Genomic DNA, 19,926 nt, shown 5'->3' with positions numbered 1-19,926 from the left:
TCAGCGACCGAGCAGGCGGCGGGTCAGCCGCTTGGGGCGCTGGGCCTCGACGGCCAGCTCGACGTTGCGCAGCAGTGCGTGCTCCTGGTCCGGGCGGCGCCGTCCGGCGGCGATGCCGTTGGCCAGGTCCAGCTGCGTGCTCATGATTCTCATCCCTCTCGGCCCATCTCGGACCAGGTCTCGTGGTGCGGTTCCATGACCGATCCGGTCATGAGTCATCCTCTTTGACGACGCTTACACTGTAGCGGTCGCTACACATGGGCCCGCCTTTGCCGACGCTGTGATCTCACGCACCCCCCGGCGCGACCCGGGCCCGCCCGGCGCCCTGGCAGGATCGGGGACATGAGCACCCCCACCCGACAGATCCAGCTGACCGCCCGCCCGCACGGGGAGCCGGTGCCCACCGACTTCCGCACCGTCGAGACCGAGCTGCCCGCCCCCGGCGCCGGCGAGGTCCTGGTGCGCAACACCTTCCTCTCCGTCGACCCCTACATGCGCGGCCGGATGAACGACACCAAGTCCTACGTGCCGCCGTACGCCCTCGACGCGCCCATGGAGGGCGGCGCCGTCGGCGAGGTGGTCGAGAGCAACGACGAGTCGCTGTCGGTCGGTGACACCGTGCTGCACATGGCCGGCTGGCGCGAGCACGCCGTGCTGCCCGCCTCGGCGGCGCGCAAGGTCGACACGTCCGCGATCCCGGCCTCCGCCTACCTCGGCGTCCTCGGCATGCCGGGCCTGACGGCGTACGTCGGCCTGACCCGGGTCGCGCAGATGGCGGAGGGCGACGTCGTCTTCGTCTCCGGCGCGGCCGGGGCCGTCGGCTCGCTGGCCGGCCAGATGGCCCGCCACCTGGGCGCCTCGAAGGTCATCGGCTCGGCCGGCACCCCCGAGAAGGTCCGCTGGCTGACCGAGGAGCTCGGCTTCGACGCCGCCTTCGACTACCACGACGGCCCGGTGCACAAGCAGCTGCGCGAGCACGGCCCCATCGACGTGTACTTCGACAACGTGGGCGGCGACCACCTCGAGGCCGCCATCGGCGCCATGGCCGACTTCGGCCGCGTGGCGGCCTGCGGCGCGATCGCCAGCTACAACGCCACCGAGGCCCCCAGCGGCCCGCGCAACATGATGATGCTGGTGCAGAAGCGCCTGACGCTGCGCGGCTTCATCGTCAGCGACCACGCCGAGGCCGCCGGCGAGTTCTACCGCCGCGCCGGCCAGTGGGTCGCCGACGGCGAGCTGGTCGCGCGGGAGACCGTCACCGAGGGTCTCGACAGCACCGTGGACGCCTTCCTCGGCCTGCTCTCCGGCGCCAACACCGGCAAGATGGTCGTGCGCCTCTGACGGCCGAGCGGTCACTTTTGAACCATCGAGCGGTCGCTTTTGACCCACCGAGCAGTCAGCTACGAACCCCCGGCGGGTCGGCGGCGTACCCACCGCGACGACGTACGCCGGGGGTACGCCGGGGGTGGTGGGACGGTCCGGACCTGACCGGTGGGCGGTTCACATGTGACCGGTGGGCGGTTCAGAAGTGACCGCTCGGCCGACGTTCAGGCCAGGCACTCCGGCGGCAGGTCGAACCAGCGCAGGTGCTCGAAGTCGGCGGAGACCTGCCCCGGGTGGTCGGTGAGGTCCGGGAGGTCGCGCTCGGCGGCGAGCACCTCGCGCGCGTCGCGCAGGTGCTCGGCCAGCAGCTCCTCTCCCCCGCGCTCGCGGTGCTGCGGCATGTGCGGCACCCCGCCGGCGTACGAGACCTGGCGCAGCGAGAGGGGCGGCTCGACGAGGCCGTCGCGGTGGCGCCACAGACCGGTGGCGACCTCGAAGCGGTAGTCGCCCAGCAGCCGCCAGCCGTCGCGGGCGACCATGCGCACCGCCTCGACCAGGTAGTCGACGACCGTGTCGGAGACGAAGTAGTTGAAGTTGATGCGCACCCAGCCGGGCTTGATGCCCTCGCACCCGCCGGCGATCTCGCGCTCGAACTCGTGAGAGCGCTCGAGGTCGATGCCCAGCAGGCGGTGCCCGTAGGGGCCGGCGCACGAGCAGCCGCCGCGCGACTGGATGCCGAAGAGGTCGTTGAGCAGCGCGACCACGTAGTTGTGGTGCAGGTAGCGCCCCGAGGGCGAGCGCACCACGAACGAGACGATCGAGAGCCGCTGGGCGTCGAGGCTGCCGAGCAGCTCCAGCGCCGGCTCGTCGCGCCAGGCGCCCACCGCGCGGGAGAGGTGGCGCTCCTCCTGCTCACGGATCGTGTCGGTGCCCACGGCCTGCTTGAGACCGAAGACCAGGCCCGCGCGGATCGACTCGATGATGGCCGGGGTGCCGCCCTCCTCGCGGTGCGTGGGGTCGGCGAGGTAGCGGTGGTCGTCGTCGTTCACGTAGGCCACGGTCCCGCCCCCGGGCACGTCGGGCACCCGGTTGCCGAACAGCTCGCGGCGCGCCACCAGCACACCGGGTGTCGACGGGCCGCCGATGAACTTGTGGGGGGAGATGAAGACGGCGTCCTTGTAGGACAGCGGGCGCCCGGCGAGCGCGCCCATCTCGATGTCGACGTACGGCGCCGCCGCGGCGAAGTCCCACAGCGACAGCGCGCCGTGCTCGTGGAGCACCTCCGCGATGCCGGCGGTGTCGGAGAGGATGCCGGTCACGTTGCTGGCCGCCGAGAACGACCCGATCAGCAGCGGCCGGTCGGCGTGCTCCTCGAGGCGCTCGCGCAGGCAGGCCTGGTCGATGTGGCCGTCGGCGTCCTCGGGGATCACGACGACGTCGGCGATGGTCTCGCGCCACGGCACCTCGTTGGAGTGGTGCTCGTAGGGCCCGACGAACACGACGGGGCGCTGCTCGGGCGCGATCCGGTCGGTGAGGTGGTGGGCGTCGTCGAGCACCGAGGGCACCCGCAGGCCCAGGACCCCGATCAGCTTGGCGATGGCACCGGTGCTCCCGGAGCCGGCGAAGAGCACCACCGTCGACTCGTCGCCGCCGCACGCCGCGCGGATCGTCTCGCGGGCCTCCTCGCGCAGCCGGGTGGTCTGCAGGCCGGTGCCGGAGGACTCGGTGTGGGTGTTGGCGTAGGCCGGCAGCACCTGCTCGCGCACGAAGTCCTCGATGAACGACAGGGCCCGGCCGGAGGCGGTGTAGTCGGCGTAGGTGACCCGGCGCGGCCCGTACGGCGTGGCCATCACCTGGTCCTCGCCGATGACGGAGGTCCGCACCGTCTCCAGCAGCCGGTCCCGGTCCTCGCGCGCGCACTCCCCTGCTGACATGTCGCCAGCATAGGAACGGCGGGGCGGGACCAGTGGTCCCGCCCCGCCCTGCTGTCCTGTTGCTGCCCGGGCGTTGCTCAGGTGCTGCTCAGCAGCCGCGGCACCCGCGCGCGCCGCCCGAGCCCGTGACCTGCACCGAGAAGCTCTTCTGCCCCTCGACGACGGTGCTCTGCGGACCGGCCAGCTGCTCGAGCCGGCCGCCGTTGCGGCGCAGCCGCAGGTCGAAGACGACGTCGTCGTTGCGCGGCGAGGACTCGACGGCCTCGACCACGTCGGCGACCGACTTGGCCCGGTAGAGATTCGTCCACGACCACGCGCCGCCCATCACGCTGAGGTAGCCCGAGCGGGCGTTCTTGGCGATGGGGGTGGTGAGGGGCGCGTAGCTGATCGAGTCGTCGTCGGCCTTGAGGACCGCGCGCACGCGCAGCGTGCGCCCGGCCTGGGCCACGACGCCGCGCCGGCGGTTGCTGACCTTGACCCACTCACCGCCGCGCTTCTGCTCCAGGCCGGTGACCCGCAGGGTGCCGGTCTCGTCGGTGACCACCGAGTCGAGGTCGACCGAGTCGACGTCGGCGTCGGGGATGTTCGACAGGGCCCACACGATGTCGCCGATGTCCCAGACCGGGGCGAAGGTGACGTCCCGGGTGTCGACGAAGACGTCGGACATGTCGATGGTGAACGGCGCGCCGTCCTCGTCGGTGCCCCGCACCAGCATCTGCAGCGAGTCGGTGCCGCCGATGATGCCGTCGATGACCCGGTCGTGGTTGGCCACGTGCTGGGCGAAGGTGACCTCGGCGGCCCACTCCGAGACGTAGGCGTCGCTGGCGCCGGTGCGCTCGCGGGCGCCGTACTGCACCGCGGAGGTCACCGTCATCGCCTCGGGCAGGGCGCCGAACGTGCCGGTGATGCCGGCCAGCCGGTCGTCGGTGACGGTGCCCACCGCAGGGCTGATGTTGGCGACCTTGAACGGCGCCCCCAGCGACTCGGGCTGCACGAACAGCGCGTCGGCCGGGTGCAGGCCCAGGGTGGTCTCGCCCAGGAAGCCCATCGGGTGCCCGAAGCCGACGACCTCGCCGCCGCACACGGAGGTGACGGTGCCGACGCCGGCGTAGGTGATGTCGCCGTAGGAGAACGAGGCACCCATGTTGCCGCCGGCGACCAGGTCGTCCACGCCGGCGCGGGAGGCGTCGTCGCGCCCGCCCCGCACGGCGCTCATCTCGTCGCTGCGGAAGTAGCGGGCCTTGCGCTCGACCGCGGCCTCGCGGGCCTGCTGCAGGCGGCTACCGGCGATGCCGGACACCCCGACGGGCAGCCGCAGCTGGGAGAAGCCCTCCTCGACCTGCGCACGCGTGGAGCCCGAGCTGCGGGCGATGTCGCGCGCCTCGGTGCCGTCGACGCGCACCCGGCGCGGAGCGGCGGTGTCGAGGTAGTCGTCCATCTCGCTGAAGGGGGTGACGCCGGCGATCGGCGAGGGGCCCCAGGAGAGCCCGTAGGCGATGGCGCCGACGAGGTTGCCGTCGGCGGGGTCGCCGACGTAGACCGGCGAGCCCGACATGCCTTGCCAGATCCCACCGGCCCGCGACATCGCGGACCCGGCGTCGGGGTCCTCGAAGTCGACGACGAGCATGTCGAGACCGACGGCGATGCCGTCGTCGATCACGCCGATCACCGTGCCGGTGAACGCCTGCGGCGTGGTGCCGCGGACCACGCTGAGCGCGGTCAGGGTGTCACCCTCGGCCAACGTCGAGACGTCGACCGGGGTGGCGCAGTCGGGCGCCGGCGCGGACTGAGCGGGCCCGGAGGAGAGGGCGAGCCCCGAGATCATCAGTCCGAGCGCGGCGGTGGTGGACGCCAGGGCCTTTCCCTGGCGCGTGCTGGATGAACGCTTCATCGCGTGTGGTTCCTCCCGTGAGGTGGGGGCGAACAGGACGCCCCTCGCTCATGTTGACGCCGCCGCCCCCGATTTGGTTGCCGCCGCCCCGCGATGCACCCCGAACCGTTACCGCGGTCGCGGCCGGGGCGCGCCTAAGGTGTGCTGGTGACCCACCAGCACCCCGCCACCGCCGCCCGTGGACTCCAGCGCAGCGAGGCGCTCGCGCGCGCCGAGCTGCTCGAAGTGACGTCGTACGACGTGACGCTCGACCTGGCCTCCTCGGAGGAGACCTTCGACTCCACGACCCGTCTCGACTTCGTCTCCCGCGGCGGCCGGACCTTCCTGGACCTCAAGCCGCGCGCGGTGCGCAGCATCCGCCTCAACGGCCGTCCCGTCGACGTCGACCTGCTCCAGCGCGGCCGGGTGCCGCTCGAGACCGTCGAGGGCCCCAACCAGCTGGTGGTCGAGGCCGTGATGGCCTTCCGCAACGACGGCGAGGGCCTGCACCGCTCGGTCGACCCCGCCGACGGCCGCCACTACGTCTACGGCATGTCCTTCATGGACGCCGCGCCCAGCATCTTCGCCTGCTTCGACCAGCCCGACCTCAAGGCGCCCTACACCTTCCACGTGCGCGCCCCCGAGGACTGGGTCGTGGTCGGCAACGCCCCCGGCACCAACCCCGAGCCCGGCGTCTGGGAGCTCGAGACCAGCAAGCCCCTGTCGACGTACTTCGTCACCCTCGTGGCCGGGCCCTACCACCTGGTGCGCGACGAGCACGACGGCATCCCGCTCGGGCTCTCGTGCCGCCAGTCGATCGCCGCCGAGCTCGAGGCCGACGCCGACGAGCTGCTGACGCTGACCCGCCAGTGCTTCGACGAGCTGCACCGGCTCTTCGGCATCCGCTACCCCTTCGGCGACTACCACCAGGCCTTCGTGCCCGAGTTCAACGCGGGTGCCATGGAGAACCCGGGCTGCGTCACCTTCCGCGACCCGCTCGTCTTCACCAGCAAGGTCACCCGCGGGCAGCGCATCCAGCGCGCCAGCACCGTGGCCCACGAGATGGCCCACCAGTGGTTCGGCAACATCACCACCCCGCTGTGGTGGGACGACCTGTGGCTCAACGAGTCCTTCGCCGAGTACATGGGCAACCGGGTCACCGCCGACGTGACCGAGTACGACGACGCGTGGGTGCAGGACGCCTACGCCCGGCGCCAGTGGGGGCTGCTCGCCGACCAGCGGCCCAGCACCCACCCCGTCGCCGGCAACGGCGAGGACGACGCGACCGCGGCGCTGCAGAACTTCGACGGCATCTCCTACGCCAAGGGCTCCAGCATCCTCAAGCAGCTCAACGCGACCATGGGCGACGAGGTGTTCCTGGCCGGGGTGCGCGACCACCTCCAGGGCCACTTCTACGGCAACGCGACGATGCACGACCTGCTGGCCAGCTGGACCCGCGCCGGGGCCGTCGACCTGGGCGCCTTCGCCGACAACTGGCTGGTCACCGCCGGCCCCGACCGGATCGTGCTCGACCGGGGGGCCGGGCGCCTGCTGCGCACCCCGCCGACCGGGCACCCCGCCGACCGGGCCCACACGCTGCGCGTGGCGACCCGCTCCCCCGGCGACGCCGGGTGGCAGGTCGACGAGCTGGTCGTCGACGCCGCCGAGACGTCGTACGACGCGCCGGCGGGGGCCGCGGTGCTCCTCGACCCCTTCGAGGACACCTGGGCGGTCACCGAGCCCGACGCGGTGACCACGGCGCTGCTGCCCGGGCTGGTCGCCTCCACCGGCGACCCGCTGCTGCGCGCGGGGATGTGGAACTCGGTGCGCAGCGCCTACCACCACGCCCGCGTGGCGCCCGAGGCCGTCCTCGACCTGCTCGAGGCGTGGCTGCCCGCCGAGGACCAGGACGCGGCGCTGCAGTACACGCTGGGCTGGGTGCTGGCGAAGGTGGTGCCGCTGGCCGCCGACCCCGGGACCGCCGCGGCGCGGGTGCACACCGCCTCGCTCGCGGCCGCGCAGGCGGCCGAGCCCGGCTCGACGCTGCAGCTCGCGGCCTACCAGGCCGCGGTCTCCTCGTGCGCCGCCACCGACCTGCTCGAGGGGTGGCTGATGGGCCGCGACCTGCCCGCCGGGGTCGAGCTCGACCTGGCGCTGCGCTGGCGGGTGCTGGTGCGGCTGGCGGTGCTCGGCGCCGTCGACCGCGACGACCTCGACGCCCACCTGGAGGCCGAGCCGACCGCCGTCTCCCGCGTCGAGCACACCCGCGCGATCGCCTCGATGCCGACCGCCGAGGCGAAGGCCTGGGCCTGGGAGCGCTTCACCGGCGAGACGACGGCCCCGAACTACGAGCTCGAGGCTGCCGGCGAGGGCATGTGGCGGGCCGGGCAGGACGAGCTGCTGGCGCCGTACGTCGCCCGCTACTTCGACGAGCTGCCCCGCACCGCCGAGGTGCACAGCGGCTGGGTGCTGGCCGACGTGGCCGAGGCGTTCTTCCCGCTCACCAGCCTCGACGACGCGACGCTCGAACGGGCGCGGGCCCTCATCGCGCGGCCCGACCTCGATTCCTCGCTGCGCCGCCGCGTCGTCGACACCACCGACGAGCTCGAGCACCGGCTCGCGGTCCGACGAGCCTTCGCAGGGCAGTGACGTGACGGGGCAGACGTGACCGGGCTGGCCCGGCGGCCGGGCCCGACGGTCCGCACCCGCGTCACCGAGCACGTGGGCGACGAGGTCCGTCACCACGAGGACCGGCTGGCCACCGAGGAGCCGCTGGAGGTGCGCCTGGTCTGGCCGGGCGCACCGGCCCGGCGGGTGTGGGTCACCATGCGCACCCCCGGCCACGACTTCGAGCTGGCCGCGGGCTGGGTGCGCCACGAGGGGCTCCTCTCCCCCGGCGCCGGGCTGTCGGGCGTGGCCTACTGCACCGACGCCGACCTGACCCGCGAGCAGGAGCTCAACGTGGTGACGGTCGCCCTCGACGCACCGCCCGCCCGCGAGCCCGGGCAGCGCCACGACGGGCTCTCCGCGGGCTCCTCGGCCTGCGGGGTGTGCGGCGCCGACAGCGTGGCCGACGCCCTGTCGGTGACCGCCGACGTCCCCTGGACCGGCGCGCTGCCCCCGCCCGACGTCGTACGCCGCCTGCCCGACCGGCTGCGGGAGTCGCAGCGGGTCTTCGACCGCACCGGTGGCGTGCACGCCGCCGGCCTGGCGACCGCCGAGGGCGAGCTGCTCGTGGTCCGCGAGGACGTCGGGCGCCACAACGCCGTCGACAAGGTGACCGGTGCCCGGCTGCTGGCCGGCGCGTCGCCCGCCGAGGCCTGCCTGGTGGTCTCGGGTCGCGCCGGCTTCGAGCTGGTGCAGAAGGCGGTCTCGGCCGGGGTCGGCTCCCTGGTCGCCGTCGGCGCACCCACCTCGCTCTCGGCCCGCCTGGCCGCCGAGCACGGCCTCGCGCTCTGGGGCTTCGTGCGCGGCCAGCGCGCCGTGCGCTACTGCTGAGCCCCGCCGGTCGCAGGCACCGGGCTGCACGGACAGGACCCCCGCCGCCTCACGGCGACGGGGGTCCGGCTGCTGCAGGTGGTGCGGTGCCTCAGCGGTCGAAGCGGTCGGCCTCCATGACCTTGTCCCAGGCCGCGACGAAGTCGTGGACGAACTTCTCCTTCGCGTCGTCGCTGGCGTAGACCTCGGCGAGGGCGCGCAGCTCGGAGTTGGAGCCGAAGACCAGGTCGGCGCCGGTGGCGGTCCAGCGGGTCTGGCCGGCGGCGTCGGCGATCTCGTAGACGTTCTCGTCGTCCTGGGAGGCCCGCACCTTGTTGCCGGGCGTGAGCAGGTTGACGAAGAAGTCGGTCGAGAGGACGCCCGGGCGGTCGGTCAGGACCCCGTGGCGCGAGCCGCCGACCGTGGCGCCCAGGCTGCGCATGCCGCCGAGCAGCACGGTCAGCTCGGGAGCGGTCAGGTCGAGCATGTACGCCCGGTCGACCATGAGCGCCTCGGCCGGGATCTTCTCGCCGTCGCGCAGGTAGCCGCGGAAGGCGTCGGCGCGGGGCTCGAGGAAGCGGAACGAGTCGGCGTCGGTCTGCTCGGCGCTGGCGTCGGTGCGCCCGGGACGGAACGGCACCTCGACCTCGACGCCACCCTCGCGGGCGGCCTGCTCGACGGCCGCGACGCCGCCCAGCACGATCAGGTCGGCCAGCGAGATCCGCTTGCCGCCCGACTGGGCGTCGTTGAACTCCTGCTGCACGCGCTCGAGGGTCGCCAGCGCGGTGGCCAGCTCCTCGGGCTCGTTGGCCGCCCAGTCCTTCTGCGGAGCCAGGCGGATCCGTGCGCCGTTGGCGCCACCGCGCAGGTCGGTCTTGCGGAACGACGAGGCGGAGGCCCAGGCGGTCGCGACCAGGCGCTGCGGGCTCAGGCCCGAGTCGAGCAGCGTCGCCTTGAGCGAGGCCACGTCGGAGTCGTCCACGAGCTCGTGGTCGACGGCCGGCACGGGGTCCTGCCACAGCTGCGCCTCGGGGACCCAGGGGCCGCGCAGCCGCTCGATCGGGCCCATGTCGCGGTGCAGCAGCTTGTACCAGGCGCGGGCGAAGGCGTCGGCGAACTCGTCGAGGTTCTCGTGGAAGCGGCGCGAGATCTTCTCGTACGCCGGGTCCATGCGCAGCGACAGGTCCGTGGTCAGCATCGTGGGCTTGCGCTTGGGCGAGTCCTCGGTCGGGCCGGGGATGATCGCCTCGGCGTCCTTGGCCTCCCACTGCCAGGCCCCGCCGGGGCTCTTGACGAGCTCCCACTCGTGGCCGAAGAGCATGTCGAAGAAGCCGTTGCCCCACTGGGTGGGGGTGGGCGTCCAGGTGACCTCGAGGCCGGAGGTGATGGCGTCGGCGCCCTTGCCGCTGCCGTACCCGCTGGTCCAGCCGAAGCCCTGCTCGGTGATCTCGGCCGCCTCGGGCTCGGGGCCGACGTGGTCGTCGGCCACGGCCGCGCCGTGGGTCTTGCCGAAGGTGTGGCCACCGGCGATGAGGGCGACGGTCTCCTCGTCGTTCATCGCCATCCGGCCGAAGGTCTCGCGGATGTAGTGGGCGGCCTTGAGCGGGTCGGGCTCGCCCTGCGGGCCCTCGGGGTTGACGTAGATCAGGCCCATCTCGGTGGCGCCGAGGTCCTCGACCATGGTGCCGTCGCCGGTGTAGCGGCCGTCGGCCAGCCACTCGTCCTCGGCACCCCAGAAGACCTCCTCGGGCTCCCACACGTCGGCGCGGCCGAAGGCGAAGCCGAAGGTCTCGAAGCCCATGTCCTCGAGCGCCACGTTGCCGGCGAGCACGAGCAGGTCGGCCCACGAGATCTTCTGGCCGTACTTCTGCTTGACCGGCCAGAGGAGGCGACGGGCCTTGTCGAGGTTGGCGTTGTCGGGCCAGGAGTTGAGGGGCGCGTAGCGCTGCATGCCCTGGCCCGCCCCGCCGCGACCGTCGAAGAGGCGGTAGGTGCCGGCGGCGTGCCAGCTCAGGCGGATCATCAGACCGCCGTAGTGGCCGAAGTCGGCCGGCCACCAGTCCTGCGAGGTGCGCAGCACGTCGACGACGTCGGCCTTGAGGGCGTCGACGTCGAGCTGCTCGAGGGCCTGGTTGTAGTCGAAGTCGGCGCCCAGCGGGTCGCCCTTCGAGGAGTGCACGCGCAGCGGGGACAGGTCGAGCCGGTTGGGCCACCAGTCCATGTTGGTGCGGGGGGTCACGCCCTCACGGGGCGTGGGGCCCGGGATGCCGGGGTTCTCGCTCTCGGTGCCGCCGTGCTTCTGGGTGGCGCTCTCCTGGGCGGCGCCGCTCACGGGGCACCCCTGCTGCTCGTTGGTCATTGACTGCCTTTCCGTACGGGTGCGCGCTCTGACATGTGTTGCGTTGATCTGGCGGTGGTTCAGGGTCCTGCGGTGGTGCAGTCGGGGCAGGTGCCCCAGTAGACGACCTCGGCCTCGTCGACCGCGAAGCCGTGGTGGTCGCTGGCGGTGAGGCACGGCGCCTCGCCGACGGCGCAGGCGACGTCGACGATCGCCGCGCAGCCGCGGCACACGAGGTGGTGGTGGTTGTCGCCCACCCGGGTCTCGTAGCGCGCCACCGACCCCGCGGGCTGGATGCGTCGCACCAGCCCGGCGGTGGTGAGCGCGCGCAGCACGTCGTAGACCGCCTGGTGGGAGACCTCGCCGAGGTCGGCCCGCACGCTGCGCAGGATCGTGTCGGTGTCGCTGTGCGGACGCTCCTGCACGGCCGTCAGCACGGCGACCCGGGGTCGGGTCACGCGCAACGAGGCGGCACGCAGCATCGCCTCGAAGGTGCCGGCGCCCGTGCCGGCAGGCACGTCCTCGGAGAGTGGCGCGGCGTCGCTGGTCGTCATGGCAGCGAGTATGCCCCACTTGTCTGGAATGGTTCAAGACAAGGTCTGCGCCGGGCGTGTCGGGGAGCCTCAGCCCAGGCGGCGCACCAGCGCGCGACCCAGGTCGCGACCGCTCAGCCAGGCGCCCTCGACCCGCGGCCGCGCCGACCAGGCGTCGCCGCAGACGCCCAGCAGGTCCTCGCCGAGCAGGTACGTCGCGTGCTCGCGCCCGCGCGTCGGGCGGGCCATGCTCCACCGGTGCACGTGGGCGTGGCCCGGCTCCTGCCCGGCCCCCACCAGCCGGCCCAGCGCGGCCACCAGGGCGGGTCCGGCGCCGGCCGGGTCGTCGAGGTGCCGGGCGGCGAGCCGCGGCGTCGAGTGCGCGACCAGGACCGGGGCGTCGTCGCCACGGCGCCGACCGTCGTCGGCGATCCACGACAGGTCGGGGTCGTCGTTGACGAAGGCGCCGTGCGGCAGGTCGCGCCAGCACCGCGCGGCGTACGTCGCGGTGAGCGCCAGCACGGGCTCGAAGTCGACGTCGAGCGCGGCGTGCACGTCGGCGTGGGCGCCCGGGTCGAGCAGCCGGGCCGCCTGTGGGTCGGGCATCGCCAGCACGACCGCCGCGGCGGGCTCGCCGTCGACCTCGAGGCCGCCCGTCGCCGAGCGCCCTGCGCGCGCCACCTCGCGGCCCGGCACCACGTCGAGCCCCTCGGCCAGGGACTCCACCAGGCTGCGGATCCCGCCCGGGGTGCCCCAGCGCAGCGGACCCGACGTCACCTCCGGCTCCTCCCCGGGGGCCAGCACGCCGAACGTGTCGGTCCACGGCTGCGCCAGGCCGCGCTCGCGCCACCCCTCGACCACGGCCGCGAAGTCGTCGTCCTCCACGGTCAGGTACGACGCCCCGATGTCGGCGGGCCTGCCCTCGAAGCGGCGGCTGGCCATCCGTCCGCCGAGGCGGCGCCCGCGGTCGAGCAGGCGCACCGCGACCCCGGCCTCGTGCAGCTCCCGGGCGCACGCCACCCCGCTGATCCCGGCACCCACCACGACGACCTGCTGCTGCGCCACCCGACCTGTCATGTGACCAGCCTGCCAGCGCACCCCCGGCGTGGGACCACCTCGTTGTCGGTGGCCCCTCCTAGCGTCAGTGCCATGCGCATCCTCCACACCTCCGACTGGCACCTGGGCCGGTCCTTCCACCGTGAGGGGATGCTCACCCACCAGGCCACCTACCTCGACCACCTGCTCGAGGTCGTCGAGGCCGAGCGGGTCGACCTCGTGGTGGTCGCCGGCGACGTCTACGACCGGGCGCTGCCGCAGGTCGACGCCGTCCGGCTGGCCGACGACACCCTGGCACGCCTGGCGGCCTCACGGGCCCGGGTCGTGATCAGCAGCGGCAACCACGACTCCGCCCGCCGGCTGGGCTTCAGCGCGCGGCTCATCGACTCGGCCGGGGTGCACCTGCGCACCGACCCGGCGGGCGTCGGCACCCCGGTGGTGCTGGGCGACGAGCACGGCGAGGTGGTGGTGCACGCGCTGCCCTACCTCGACCCCGACGCGGTCCGCGAGCCGTGGGGCCTGGGGGCCCGGTCGCACGCCGCCGCCCTCGGCGAGGCGATGCGCCGGGTGCGCCTCGACCTGGCCGCACGCCCGGGCGCCCGGTCCGTCGTGCTGGCGCACGCCTTCGTCGGTGGCTCGGGCGACGCGCTCCAGGCCAGCGACTCCGAGCGCGACATCAGCGTCGGCGGCGTCTCGCTGGTGCCCACCTCGCTGTTCGAGGGCGTCGACTACACCGCCCTGGGCCACCTGCACGGGCGCCACGTGCTCACCGAGACCGTCCGCTACTCGGGCTCGCCGCTGGCCTACTCCTTCTCCGAGGCCGACCACCGCAAGGGGTCGTGGCTGGTCGACCTGGGCCCCGACGGCGTGCGCTCCACCGAGTTCGTCGAGGCCCCGGTGCCCCGCCCGCTGGCCCGGCTGCGCGGCACGCTCGAGGAGCTGCTGGGCGACCCGGCGCTCGAGCGCCACGAGGGCTCGTGGGTGCAGGCGAGCCTCACCGACGCCGACCGCCCGGTCCAGGCCATGGACCGGCTGCGCCGCCGCTTCCCGCACACCATGGTGCTCACCTTCGAGGGCCGGGTGCCCGGGCTGGGTGCGCTGCCGGCCCGACCCAGCGCCGGGCGCAGCGACCACGACGTCGTCGCCGAGTTCGTGCGCACCGTGCGCGGCACCGCCCCCAGCGACGACGAGGCCGCGCTGCTGCGCGAGGCCGTCGACTCGTGCTGCGAGGACTCCACCGCCGACCCCGTCGAGCGGACCGTCGAGCGGGGGGTCGGCTGATGCGCCTGCACCGCCTCGAGATCACCGCCTTCGGCCCGTTCCCCGACACCGTCGAGGTCGACCTCGACCGGCTCTCCGAGAGCGGGCTCTTCCTGCTCACCGGGCCCACCGGCGCCGGGAAGACCAGCGTGCTCGACGCGGTGTGCTTCGCCCTGTACGGCGACGTGCCCGGCGACCGGGCCGGGGCCAAGCGGCTGCGCTGCGACCAGGCCGCCCCCGGGGTGGCGCCCCGGGTCGAGCTCGAGCTGACCCTGTCGGGGCGCCGCTTCCGCCTGGTGCGCTCACCGGCGTGGGAACGAGCCAAGAAGCGCGGCACCGGCACCACCACCGAGCCCGCCCACGTCGTCGTCTCCGAGCGTCGCGACGGCGGGTGGGAGACCCTCTCGACCCGCCTCGACGAGACCGGCCACCTCATGGGCGAGCTGCTCGGGATGAACCTCGTGCAGTTCACCCAGGTCGCGCTCCTGCCGCAGGGTCGCTTCCAGGCGTTCCTGCGTGCCCGCTCCGACGAGCGGCACCGCCTGCTCCAGCAGCTCTTCCGGACCGGCCGGTTCGAGCAGGTCGAGGCCTGGCTCAAGGAGCGGCGCACCCGCCTGCGCCGGGACTCCCAGGAGGTGGAGGAGCAGGTCGCCGACCTGGCCAGCCGGATCAGCGAGGCGGCCCGCGCCGACCTGCCCGGCACCGTCGCACCGGGGGCCGACGCGGCAGCCGCCGCCGAGCCCCCCGACCTGGGCCTGCTGGCCGACGACGGCAGCCTCCAGGTGTGGGCCGACGACCTGGCCGGCACCACCAGCACGGCGCTGTCCGCACGTCGCCAGGAGCTCGAGCAGCTCGCTGACGTGGAGCGTCGCGCCGCCCACGACCTCGGGGTCGCCCGCGAGCGCGCCGCGCTGCGCGAGCGCCACCGGGAGGCGCTCGTCGAGCACGACACCCTCGTGGCTGCGAGCGACCGGCACACCCACGACCTCGAGCGGCTGGACCGGGCACGACGAGCCGCCGCCGTCGTCCCCCTGGGCGGGCTGGCCCGACGGGCCCGCGCCCGGGTCGAGGAGGCCCGGGCCCACGCCGGGTCGGCCGCAGCGACGGCGGCCGGCGTGCTGGGCGCCGACCACCCGCTCGACGACCCCGCGGCCCTGGCGGCGACCCACCGGGAGGCTCGCGCCGCCGTCACCACCCTCGAGACCCTGCGACCGCGGCTGCGCCGCCTGCACGAGACCGGCGCCCGGCTCGAGGACCTGCTCCGGCAGCAGACCCGCGACGCCCACCGGGTCGAGGAGCTCGAGGTGGACCTCCACCGGCTGCCCGGCGAGGTGCACGCCGCCCGCGAGGCGCTGGCCTCGCTGCGCGACCGGGCGGAGCGGGCCCCCGGACTGCGCGAGCGCCTCGACGTCGTGCTCGCCCGCACGGCCGCCCACGACGAGGTCGAGCACCTCGTCGCCGTGGCCGCACAGGCCCGCAGCGAGTGGCTCGAGGCCCGCGAGCGCGCCGCGGCCGCCCACGAGCACCTCCTGGCCGTGCGCGAGGCACGCATCGAGTCGATGGCCGCCGAGCTGGCCGGTGCCCTGGTCGTGGGTGGGTGCTGCCCGGTGTGCGGCTCCGACGAGCACCCCACCAAGGCGGTCGCCGCGCCCGGCGCCGCCGACGCCGGGTCCGAGCGCGCCGCCCAGCGCGCCCTCGACGACGCCAAGAGCCACGAGCACCTGCTCGACACCCGGCACCGTGACCTCCTCACGCGCCTCGAGGTCGCTCGCGAGCGCACCGGCGGCACGACGCGCGAGGAGCTGGCCGAGCAGTCCGAGCAGCTGCGGGCCGACCTCGCGCGTGCCCAGGCCGCCGCGACCGAGCAGGCCGCGGCCACCGAGCGGCTCGACCAGCTCGAGGCGACCCTCGCCACCACCGCCCAGCAGCACACCGCGCTGGTCGCCGCCTGCACCGGGCACCAGGCCGGCGCCGCGGCCCTGCGCCACGAGCTGGAGGCCACCCGCGCCGACGTCGCCGCGGCGCTCGCAGCCGCCGACCACGACCTGTGCGACGAGCACGGCGAGCCCGACCCCGACACCGACACCGACCCCGACACCGACCACCTCGCCCGGCAGCTCGAGGCCCTCCTGGAGCACCACCGCGCCCGGGCCGCGGCCGCCGACGACCTCGTCTCGGCCCTCGAGGCGCTCGCCTCCACCGAGCAGGCGGCGCTCGAGGCGACCCGGGCGGCCGACGACGCCGCGGCCCAGCACGACTTCGCCGACACCGGCGCCGCCGAGGCGGCGTACGTCGACGAGGCGGGGCTGCGGGCGCTGGAGCAGCGCACCGCCGACCACCAGCGCCGCCTCGACCGGGTCGAGCAGGTCCTCGCCGACGTCGCCGCCCGCCTCGAGGCCCTACCCCCGGAGCCGGAGGGCGAGCCCGACGCGGCGGCGGCCGTCGCGGCCCGGCACGAGGCCCACGCCCGCGCGCGGCGGCGCGTCGAGGAGGTCGGCGCCGAGGTGGCCACCCTCGCGGCCCGCCGCGACCGGCTCGGCGGGCTCACCCTCGACCTCGCCGAGCGGCTGCGCGCCTGGGCGCCGTTGCGTCGCGACCTGGCCCTGGCCACCCGGCTCGGCACCTTCGTCGAGGGTCGCTCGAGCGACAACCACCTCCAGATGCGCCTGTCCGCCTACGTCCTGGCCTACCGGCTCTCCCAGGTGGTGGCCGCGGCCAACGAGCGCCTGACCCGGATGTCGGAGCACCGCTACAGCCTCGAGCACACCGCCCAGCGGGGTGCGGGCGAGACCCGCGGCGGGCTGAGCCTGCGGGTGCGCGACGACTGGTCGGGCGAGGCGCGGGACCCGGCGACGCTGTCGGGCGGCGAGACGTTCGTGGTCTCGCTGGCCCTGGCCCTGGGGCTGGCCGACGTCATCACCGCCGAGGCGGGCGGGGCCGAGCTCGACACGCTCTTCGTCGACGAGGGCTTCGGCTCCCTCGACGCCGACACCCTCGAGGACGTCATGGACGTGCTCGACTCGCTGCGCGAGGGCGGCAGGGTCGTGGGCGTGGTCAGCCACGTCGCCGAGATGCGCGACCGGATCCCCACCCAGCTGCGGGTCCGCAAGTCGCGCAGCGGCTCGACGCTGGCGGTCGCGGGCGCCGCGATCGGCTAGGTTCACGCCCATGAGCCGGCCCAGCCTCGACGCGACCTTCCAGGCCCTGCCGCACCGCCGCCTCGGCGAGGTGGCCCTGGCCCGCGCCGCGGAGCTCGGCGTCAGCCACGCCGACTTCCGCTTCGAGCGGGTGCGCTACCAGGACCTCACCGCCCGCGACGGGGTGCTCCAGGCCGCCGACGACTCCGTCGACGTCGGCTTCGCCGTCCGTGTCGTCCACCGGGGCGCCTGGGGCTTCGCGTCCGGCGTCGTGCTGACCGAGCCGGAGGCGCGCAGCGTCGCCGAGCGGGCCGTCGCCGTCGCCGAGGTCGCCGCCACGATGACGAGCACGCCGGTCGAGGTGGCCCCCGAGCCGGTCCACGACGACGTCACCTGGGTCTCCGACTACGAGGTCGACCCGGTCGAGGTGCCGACGGCCGAGAAGGCGGCGGTCCTGGTCGAGTGGACCCGCCGGCTGCGCGAGCACGCCGCGGTCGAGCACGCCTCGGCCTTCCTCAGCGCCGTGCGCGAGAACAAGTACTACGCGGACCTGCACGGCACCCGCACCACCCAGCAGCGGGTCCGGCTGCAGCCCGGCTTCGAGGCGATGGGCTCCCACGGCGACGTCTTCGACTCGATGGCCTCCCTCGCGCCCCCGGTGGGGCGCGGCTGGGAGTACGTCACGGGCTCGCCCCAGGTGGCCTGGGACTTCGACGCCGAGGTCGCCGAGGTGCCCGATCTGTTGGCCGAGAAGCTCGCCGCGCCCGGCGTCGAGGCGGGCCGCTACGACCTGGTCGTGCACCCCTCCAACCTCTGGCTGACCATCCACGAGTCCATCGGCCACGCCACCGAGCTCGACCGGGCCCTGGGCTACGAGGCCAACTACGCCGGCACGTCGTTCGCCACCTACGACCAGCTCGGCACCCTGCGCTACGGCTCACCGGCGATGAACGTCACCGGCGACCGCACCTCGGTGCACGGGTTGGCGACCACCGGCTACGACGACGAGGGCGTCGCCGCCCAGGAGTGGGACATCGTCTCCGACGGTGTGCTGGTCGGCTACCAGCTCGACCGCTCGATGGCCGCGATGAAGCCCGAGCTGGCCGGGCCCGAGCACCCGCGCGGCCGCTCCAACGGCTGTGCGTACGCCGACTCCCCCGGCCACGTGCCGATCCAGCGGATGGCCAACGTCTCCCTGCGGCCCGACCCCGACGGGCCGGGGACCGACGAGCTGATCGGCCGCGTCGAGCGCGGCATCTACGTCGTCGGTGACCGGTCGTGGTCGATCGACATGCAGCGCTTCAACTTCCAGTTCACCGGTCAGCGGTTCTACCGCATCGTGGACGGCGAGCTGGCCGGCCAGGTGCGCGACGTCGCCTACCAGGCCACGACGACCGAGTTCTGGGGCTCGCTCGAGGCGGTCGGCGGTCCGCAGACCTACGTCGTGGGCGGCGCCTTCAACTGCGGCAAGGCCCAGCCGGGCCAGGTCGCCTCGGTCAGCCACGGCTGCCCGACCTCGCTCTTCCGCGACGTGCGGATCCTGAACACCACCGAGGAGGCGGGTCGCTGATGACCTCCCCGAGCCACGCCCCCCACGTCACCACCCCGCAGTCGCTGGTCGAGCAGGGCCTGGCGGCCAGCGTCGCCGACGACTGCGTGGTCGTCGTGCGCGACACCACGAGCGCCAACCTGCGCTGGGCCGGCAACACGCTGACCACCAACGGCGTGATGCACCGGGTGCACGTCAGCGTGGTCTCCTTCGTGCGCGGCCCGGGCGGCACCGCCACCGGCACCGTCTCCTCGACGGCGACCACCCAGGCACAGGTCACCGAGCTCGTGCGGGCGGCCGACGCCGCGGCTCGGGCCGCCGAGCCGGCCGAGGACGCCGCCGACCTGGTGCCCGAGCGGGTCTCCCCCGACTGGGAGGACGCGGCGGTGCCCACCGACATCCACACCTACGACGCCTTCGCCCCGGCGCTCGGCGAGGCGTTCGGCCGCGCGGGCGCCGAGGGCCGGGTGCTCTACGGCTTCGTCAACCACGAGGTCACCACCACCTACCTGGGCTCGACGACCGGGCTGCGGCTGCGCCACGTCCAGCCCACCGGTCACTACGGCTGCACCGGCAAGGACGCTGCCCTGACCCAGAGCGCCTGGGTCGGCGGGGCCACCCGTGACTTCGGCGACGTGGACGCGCTGGAGATGGACGCCGCGGTGGCCCGCCGGCTCGCCTGGGGCGCCCGGGGTCGCCACGAGCTGCCCGCGGGGCGCTACGACACCATCCTGCCGCCGTCGTCGGTGGCGGACCTGATGATCTCGGCCTACTGGTCCGCGGGGGCCCGGGTGGCCCACGAGGGGCAGTCGGTCTTCAGCGGCCGCGGGGGCGGCACGCGGATCGGTGAGCAGGTGGCGGCCGCGGGGGTGCACCTCTTCTCCGACCCGCTGCACCCGGGGCTGGAGTGCGCGCCCTTCGTGACCGCCGGCTCGTCGTCCAACGACACCTCGGTCTTCGACAACGGTCTCGCCCTGGGCCGCACCGACTGGATCCGTGACGGCCGGCTCGAGGCCCTGGGCCAGACCCGGCACTCGGCGCGGCTCACCGACCAGCCGGTCACGCCGTACGTCGACAACCTGGTGCTCGACGTCGACGGCGGTGCCGGCCGCGTCGACGACCTGGTCGCGAGCACCGAGCGGGGCCTGCTGCTGACCTGCCTGTGGTACATCCGGGAGGTCGACCCCCAGTCCCTGCTGCTGACCGGCCTCACCCGCGACGGCGTCTACCTCGTCGAGGACGGCGAGGTCACCGGCCTGGTCAACAACTTCCGCTTCAACGAGAGCCCGGTCGACCTGCTGCGCCGCTTCTCGGCCGCGTCGGCGAGCGAGCCGAGCTTCAGCCGGGAGTGGGGCGACGACTACTTCAGCCGCACCGTCACCCCGGCGCTGCGGGTGCCGGACTTCAACATGTCGAGCGTGTCGCAGGCCATGTGACCCGCTGCGGAAG

At 74.3% G+C, this 19,926-nt stretch carries 13 protein-coding genes; 7 read left to right on the top strand and 6 right to left on the bottom strand.

The window, feature by feature from the left end; translation table 11 throughout:
- Entirely contained in the window at positions 1–144 is a 144-nt protein-coding gene (locus H0S66_RS17545; RefSeq protein WP_179616509.1) for a hypothetical protein, read from the bottom strand.
- 198 nt (positions 145–342) lie between these two features.
- Here H0S66_RS17545 and H0S66_RS17540 point away from each other — a divergent pair, with 198 nt between their 5' ends.
- A complete protein-coding gene (locus H0S66_RS17540) occupies positions 343–1,341 on the top strand; it encodes an NADP-dependent oxidoreductase (protein ID WP_179616508.1) in 999 nt (332 codons plus the stop codon).
- Between the two features lie 206 nt (positions 1,342–1,547).
- Here H0S66_RS17540 and H0S66_RS17535 read toward each other — a convergent pair whose 3' ends face one another.
- Positions 1,548–3,257 carry an aminotransferase class V-fold PLP-dependent enzyme gene (locus H0S66_RS17535; protein WP_179616507.1) on the bottom strand — a complete coding sequence of 570 codons (1,710 nt, stop codon included), beginning with the start codon at positions 3,255–3,257 and terminating at the stop codon, positions 1,548–1,550.
- 88 nt (positions 3,258–3,345) lie between these two features.
- Positions 3,346–5,148: a hypothetical protein gene (locus H0S66_RS17530; protein ID WP_179616506.1), complete on the bottom strand. Its 1,803-nt coding sequence runs from the start codon at positions 5,146–5,148 to the stop codon at positions 3,346–3,348.
- A 147-nt stretch (positions 5,149–5,295) separates the two neighbouring features.
- Here H0S66_RS17530 and pepN point away from each other — a divergent pair, with 147 nt between their 5' ends.
- Positions 5,296–7,776 carry an aminopeptidase N gene (pepN, locus tag H0S66_RS17525; protein WP_179616505.1) on the top strand — a complete coding sequence of 827 codons (2,481 nt, stop codon included), beginning with the start codon at positions 5,296–5,298 and terminating at the stop codon, positions 7,774–7,776.
- A gap of 15 nt (positions 7,777–7,791) precedes the next feature.
- Positions 7,792–8,625: a formate dehydrogenase accessory sulfurtransferase FdhD gene (locus tag H0S66_RS17520; RefSeq protein WP_258016971.1), complete on the top strand. Its 834-nt coding sequence runs from the start codon at positions 7,792–7,794 to the stop codon at positions 8,623–8,625.
- 91 nt (positions 8,626–8,716) lie between these two features.
- On the opposite strand, the gene katG is transcribed toward H0S66_RS17520, so the two are convergent.
- From katG to H0S66_RS17505, 3 genes are all read right to left on the bottom strand, one after another.
- Positions 8,717–10,963, bottom strand: a complete 2,247-nt coding sequence (katG, locus tag H0S66_RS17515; protein WP_179616504.1) for a catalase/peroxidase HPI — start codon at positions 10,961–10,963, stop codon at positions 8,717–8,719.
- Positions 10,964–11,022: 59 nt separating this feature from the next.
- Positions 11,023–11,424 (bottom strand): Fur family transcriptional regulator, encoded by a 402-nt coding sequence (locus H0S66_RS17510; protein WP_218877250.1) that lies wholly within the window; start codon positions 11,422–11,424, stop codon positions 11,023–11,025.
- 141 nt (positions 11,425–11,565) lie between these two features.
- Complete coding sequence (locus tag H0S66_RS17505) at positions 11,566–12,552, bottom strand: NAD(P)/FAD-dependent oxidoreductase (RefSeq protein WP_179616502.1); 987 nt, start codon at positions 12,550–12,552, stop codon at positions 11,566–11,568.
- Positions 12,553–12,624: 72 nt separating this feature from the next.
- Here H0S66_RS17505 and H0S66_RS17500 point away from each other — a divergent pair, with 72 nt between their 5' ends.
- The 4 genes from H0S66_RS17500 to H0S66_RS17485 are packed head-to-tail and all read left to right on the top strand — an operon-like array spanning position 12,625 to position 19,913.
- Positions 12,625–13,812, top strand: a complete 1,188-nt coding sequence (locus H0S66_RS17500) for an exonuclease SbcCD subunit D (protein WP_179616501.1) — start codon at positions 12,625–12,627, stop codon at positions 13,810–13,812.
- The gene (locus H0S66_RS17495; protein ID WP_179616500.1) at positions 13,812–16,949 is read left to right on the top strand and encodes an AAA family ATPase; all 3,138 of its coding nucleotides are present in this window, start codon (positions 13,812–13,814) and stop codon (positions 16,947–16,949) included. The genes H0S66_RS17500 and H0S66_RS17495 overlap by 1 nt, the downstream gene beginning before the upstream one ends.
- Before the next feature lie 10 nt (positions 16,950–16,959).
- Positions 16,960–18,498 (top strand): TldD/PmbA family protein, encoded by a 1,539-nt coding sequence (locus tag H0S66_RS17490; RefSeq protein ID WP_179616499.1) that lies wholly within the window; start codon positions 16,960–16,962, stop codon positions 18,496–18,498.
- A complete protein-coding gene (locus tag H0S66_RS17485) occupies positions 18,498–19,913 on the top strand; it encodes a metallopeptidase TldD-related protein (protein ID WP_179616498.1) in 1,416 nt (471 codons plus the stop codon). The genes H0S66_RS17490 and H0S66_RS17485 overlap by 1 nt, the downstream gene beginning before the upstream one ends.
- The last annotated feature ends 13 nt before the right edge of the window (positions 19,914–19,926 follow it).

The organism is Nocardioides marinisabuli, from assembly GCF_013466785.1.
In the GTDB taxonomy this organism is placed as follows: Bacteria; Actinomycetota; Actinomycetes; order Propionibacteriales; family Nocardioidaceae; genus Nocardioides; species Nocardioides marinisabuli.
The sequence above is the reverse complement of the archived record's forward strand: the minus strand, read 5'-3'. Positions and strand labels throughout refer to the sequence as shown.

Bases quoted from the DNA above. Each gene is read 5' to 3' on its own strand.
- H0S66_RS17495 (WP_179616500.1), top strand. From the start codon at position 13,812: ATGCGCCTGCACCGCCTCGAGATCACCGCCTTCGGCCCGTTCCCCGAC.
- H0S66_RS17510 (WP_218877250.1), bottom strand. From the start codon at position 11,424: ATGCTGCGTGCCGCCTCGTTGCGCGTGACCCGACCCCGGGTCGCCGTG.
- H0S66_RS17540 (WP_179616508.1), top strand. From the start codon at position 343: ATGAGCACCCCCACCCGACAGATCCAGCTGACCGCCCGCCCGCACGGG.
- H0S66_RS17530 (WP_179616506.1), bottom strand. From the start codon at position 5,148: ATGAAGCGTTCATCCAGCACGCGCCAGGGAAAGGCCCTGGCGTCCACC.
- H0S66_RS17485 (WP_179616498.1), top strand. From the start codon at position 18,498: ATGACCTCCCCGAGCCACGCCCCCCACGTCACCACCCCGCAGTCGCTG.
- H0S66_RS17505 (WP_179616502.1), bottom strand. From the start codon at position 12,552: ATGACAGGTCGGGTGGCGCAGCAGCAGGTCGTCGTGGTGGGTGCCGGG.
- H0S66_RS17490 (WP_179616499.1), top strand. From the start codon at position 16,960: ATGAGCCGGCCCAGCCTCGACGCGACCTTCCAGGCCCTGCCGCACCGC.
- H0S66_RS17500 (WP_179616501.1), top strand. From the start codon at position 12,625: ATGCGCATCCTCCACACCTCCGACTGGCACCTGGGCCGGTCCTTCCAC.
- katG (WP_179616504.1), bottom strand. From the start codon at position 10,963: ATGACCAACGAGCAGCAGGGGTGCCCCGTGAGCGGCGCCGCCCAGGAG.
- H0S66_RS17545 (WP_179616509.1), bottom strand. From the start codon at position 144: ATGAGCACGCAGCTGGACCTGGCCAACGGCATCGCCGCCGGACGGCGC.
- H0S66_RS17535 (WP_179616507.1), bottom strand. From the start codon at position 3,257: ATGTCAGCAGGGGAGTGCGCGCGCGAGGACCGGGACCGGCTGCTGGAG.